Below are 3404 nucleotides of genomic sequence, written 5' to 3' on the forward strand. Positions count from 1 at the left end.
ACAGGGTATCGAACTGACAGTAATTCAAGAAACTTGCACTGAAATGGCGGAACTCTTACAACCTAACAACTCATACTCATCAATCACTAACTACCTTCGTAGCTTCCCCCAGGAAATAGCTAATGCAAGCTCTGTAGAGCAAAGATTACAATCAGTAGCCATTCTTAACAGAGCTCTGAACAGCGGTAATGCATCCTATGAGGGGCTAATCATTACCTGTCCTGGTTTACCTCAACAGATTGATCGTGAATCCCAAAAAAGATTCAATGATCTCCACACCTGGTTACGACGCAGATATGAGTCTGATATTTATTGGCTCAAGTTCAAGGATCAGCATCAACGTTAGCCCATAAGAGCCACCCTGCCGGGCTAATGCATCCACACATATCACAGACTCCCATATCGTGATATCTGAGCGGGTTTGCTCTGAGTTCTGACGGTATCCCCGTGCACGGGCACTAGGGCCCCTGGATTTGACCTGCCGGTAGCCACAAGAAGAGATGAAGCCACCTTCTCGATGATTCTTCAACGTCGTACAGAGGGACTCGACCCCGAAGCGATCACGGTACTTGTCGATGAACCGGATCATGTCCGAGGTTGGGGGTCGAGTTCTGAGGCGAAAAAGCCGAGGCAGCCTTGAGTAGCTCGTTGGTATCACGGTAGTTCTTGGTTCTCTCGTCGAAGACGGGCGTTTTCAGCAATTACGTCTTCTTCAGCGCCGGTGAGGGGCCCATCCTTGCGGGCTTGCTGAACCCACTGGCGGGCGGTGTGCCATGAGAGGCCAAGTTTTGGCGCAACAGCCTGGCATGCGGCGTTCATTGAAAGGTTCTCCGCTAGGATGCGGTCCTCGATGAGGCGGACGGTGCGGTCTTTAGATTCTTGGGTGAATTTCTTTGGCATGTTCCTGATTTTCCTACCTTGTTGGGCGGAACAAAACCTGGGGCACTTCAGACCTAAGGCCTCCATGATTTGCAAGAAGGAGGGGCAGGCGGATTTTCTCAAGATGGATTCTCTACCCCCTCAATAAGCCCACGGCTTGCTTCGACGTCAGTAGGTGCACGCCAAAGAAGATTTCCTTGGTCATCACGGATTCGCCAGCTCCAGGCAACTCCACTCGAACCGACTTGCCGCAACTTCAAAGTATCAAAAATTAAGGAGCATCCGTACATACCATAACTGCCCCCCGTAAAACCCTTCAAGGTAGCCCCCTGAGCAACAGAATTAAAACAATCAACACCAACCTCAGTAGCGTTATCCATTAATAAATCACTATCAGAATACAAGGCCCAAGAATTCCAAAAATGAAGTTTATACCTTTCATTGAGGCCCTTTGAAAGGGTGATCTCTAAAATGTGATTAACATCGTCAGGTTGAATCAATTTTATTTTTATAATTTTTGAACCTATTAGACCAAAAGGAGTGCCCCCCCTATCGGGATCCACCGCTTCATAAGATACATCCCAGGCAGAAAAATCAGTACCAAGGTCAGAAAGCTCATAAGGGTATATCTCCCCTGCAAAAAGCTGATGCGTATCACCTACAACAGACAGGCTCCATTCTGTTGCATATTTATTATCTGAGGTAACACTTCGAATCATTCCAGAATTTTCCAGGATATACGTTGCATCATAAAGATTATCCGGCCCCGTTATGTCAACAATTTTACAACCTTTGAGTTGGTTTAACTTATCATTAATTCTATCCCTGGAGTTGTCCCAGCTGAGAATTTCACCTTCATAATACACTTCCCAGTAGAAATCTAAATATAATGAGAATTCTCGACCGGTAGAAGTTGTTCCAGCCAAGGATAGAGCGTAGGTGTCTGGTTGGAAATACTCAATCGTAAATGGTAGTTCGTCAATAAATTCTGTAATATTATTCATTAGTTACTCGTAACGATGTAAAGGTAGATGTGATTTTTCCATTATATTTTTAGATACTTCTGCTCCTTGCAATCCTGCACTAGGTTTGGGCACTTCCCAGGTGGCGGGGTCGATTTTGAGGGGTTTTTTATTTGCACCCGCAGGATTCTCCCTTTCATGGACCGCACGCAAGACATGATGCTGGTTACTAGAATTTAATCCGGTATTATCTTCCATAGTTCGAATACTTGTTTTGTCAGTGTTACTAATCCACGTGTTGCCTGGGCTTTTGGTGGGGTAAGGCCCGGCCCATGCAGGCGAATCATTTAGAACCTGCGCAAACCTATCAGCATTTGTATTACCAACAGCTACACCATCTCTATTCATTATCCAGGCGTTTTGTGCCAACGGATAGTCATGAGGCACTACCTGCGGCGAGAGGTTCTGTAATTTTGAATTAGCTGAGGGTAAGACAGGCAAAGTCCCATACCTCCCAGGGCCAATCGCTTTTTGTCCCGCCGAAACACCAGCCCCAGACACCTGCCGACCCACCACCGACGGACCAGGCAAAACACCCGCCGCGCCACCCAGAGCAACCTCACCCAAAAGCCCAGAAGCACTATGCGGCCCAGGAGATTTCATATACGAATACGCCGCTGATCCAGCCCCAGCAAGCCCCTGAACAACAACCCCACCAGGAACCATATCCAAAGCCAACTGCAACGGATCCACCGACCCCGTCGTAGCCTTCTGCATGCCCATGGAAATACCACCAGAGATCAGCATGGCCCCTACCGGCCCGCCAACACCAGTAGCCATCAGCACGCCACCAGCAACCACCATGGCCCCAGCAGCAAAATACTCCCAGTTATCAGCAACCCAATCACCAGCATGAGCCAAAAAACCCTGATTAGCCTCACGATAAGCAACCAAATCAGCATCCGCAGCAGGACGCAAACCCCACGGATCACTCATCATCACCGGATTATTCCCAGCAAAAGAATAAGGATTAGAACCCCACACAGCACCCGCCACCGGAGCTAGAGGATCAACATTGAGGAAAGAAGCAGTAACCGGATCATAGCCCCGAGCACCCATCAACTCAATCCCCGCAACCACCGGGACACCATCAGCACTCAGAGTAAAGGCACTATCCCTGCCAGGATAGCCCTAATTGGCTAGTGCGTATGCTGACCTCTAAACCGAAGCCAATAAATATCAGAGGCACACAACCGCCTCAACTGCTCCGAGAGATCATGAAAACGCTTGGTAGCTTCAGTATCGACCTCTAGGCCTCCCCGATTGGTCCTTCTCCTGTCTGGAAATCCCAGGACAATATCGTTCCACCCACTGTTCCCCGTCGACATCACTCGTAGCCGGCCTTGAGCAAGTTTTATTCTCTCTTGGGGTGAATCAAGGCGAGATATCCTCGAAGGGAAAGTTCTCATGCCTTCTCTCCACCCTGAGTAGTATTTATCTCGGCTGAGGAGTTCATCGAGCTCGTTGCAGATTGCAGATAATTTATCAAGGTTAATACCTTTG

4 protein-coding genes are annotated in these 3404 nt (G+C 48.4%); 1 reads left to right on the forward strand and 3 read right to left on the reverse strand.

Annotated elements, in window-relative coordinates; translation table 11 throughout:
• Window positions 1–346, forward strand: a 346-nt coding sequence (locus L6966_RS11825; RefSeq protein WP_237233451.1) for a hypothetical protein, incomplete at its 5' end; no start/stop codon positions are given.
• 308 nt (window positions 347–654) lie between these two features.
• Here the strand turns inward: L6966_RS11825 and L6966_RS11830 are convergent.
• The 3 genes from L6966_RS11830 to L6966_RS11840 all read right to left on the reverse strand — a co-directional run bounded on the left by L6966_RS11830 (window position 655) and on the right by L6966_RS11840 (window position 2981).
• The gene (locus tag L6966_RS11830) at window positions 655–900 is read right to left on the reverse strand and encodes a transposase (protein ID WP_083091836.1); all 246 of its coding nucleotides are present in this window, start codon (window positions 898–900) and stop codon (window positions 655–657) included.
• Window positions 901–998: 98 nt separating this feature from the next.
• On the reverse strand, window positions 999–1883 hold the full coding sequence (locus tag L6966_RS11835) for a hypothetical protein (RefSeq protein WP_237233452.1): 885 nt from the start codon (window positions 1881–1883) through the stop codon (window positions 999–1001).
• 3 nt (window positions 1884–1886) lie between these two features.
• Entirely contained in the window at window positions 1887–2981 is a 1095-nt protein-coding gene (locus L6966_RS11840; protein ID WP_237233453.1) for an RHS repeat-associated core domain-containing protein, read from the reverse strand.
• Window positions 2982–3404: the final 423 nt, after the last annotated feature.

This window comes from Rothia nasisuis, from assembly GCF_928381405.1.
GTDB classification, from domain to species: Bacteria; Actinomycetota; Actinomycetes; order Actinomycetales; family Micrococcaceae; genus Rothia; species Rothia nasisuis.

Coding starts and splice junctions, on each gene's coding strand:
- L6966_RS11830 (WP_083091836.1), bottom strand. CDS start 900: ATGCCAAAGAAATTCACCCAAGAATCTAAAGACCGCACCGTCCGCCTC.
- L6966_RS11835 (WP_237233452.1), bottom strand. CDS start 1,883: ATGAATAATATTACAGAATTTATTGACGAACTACCATTTACGATTGAG.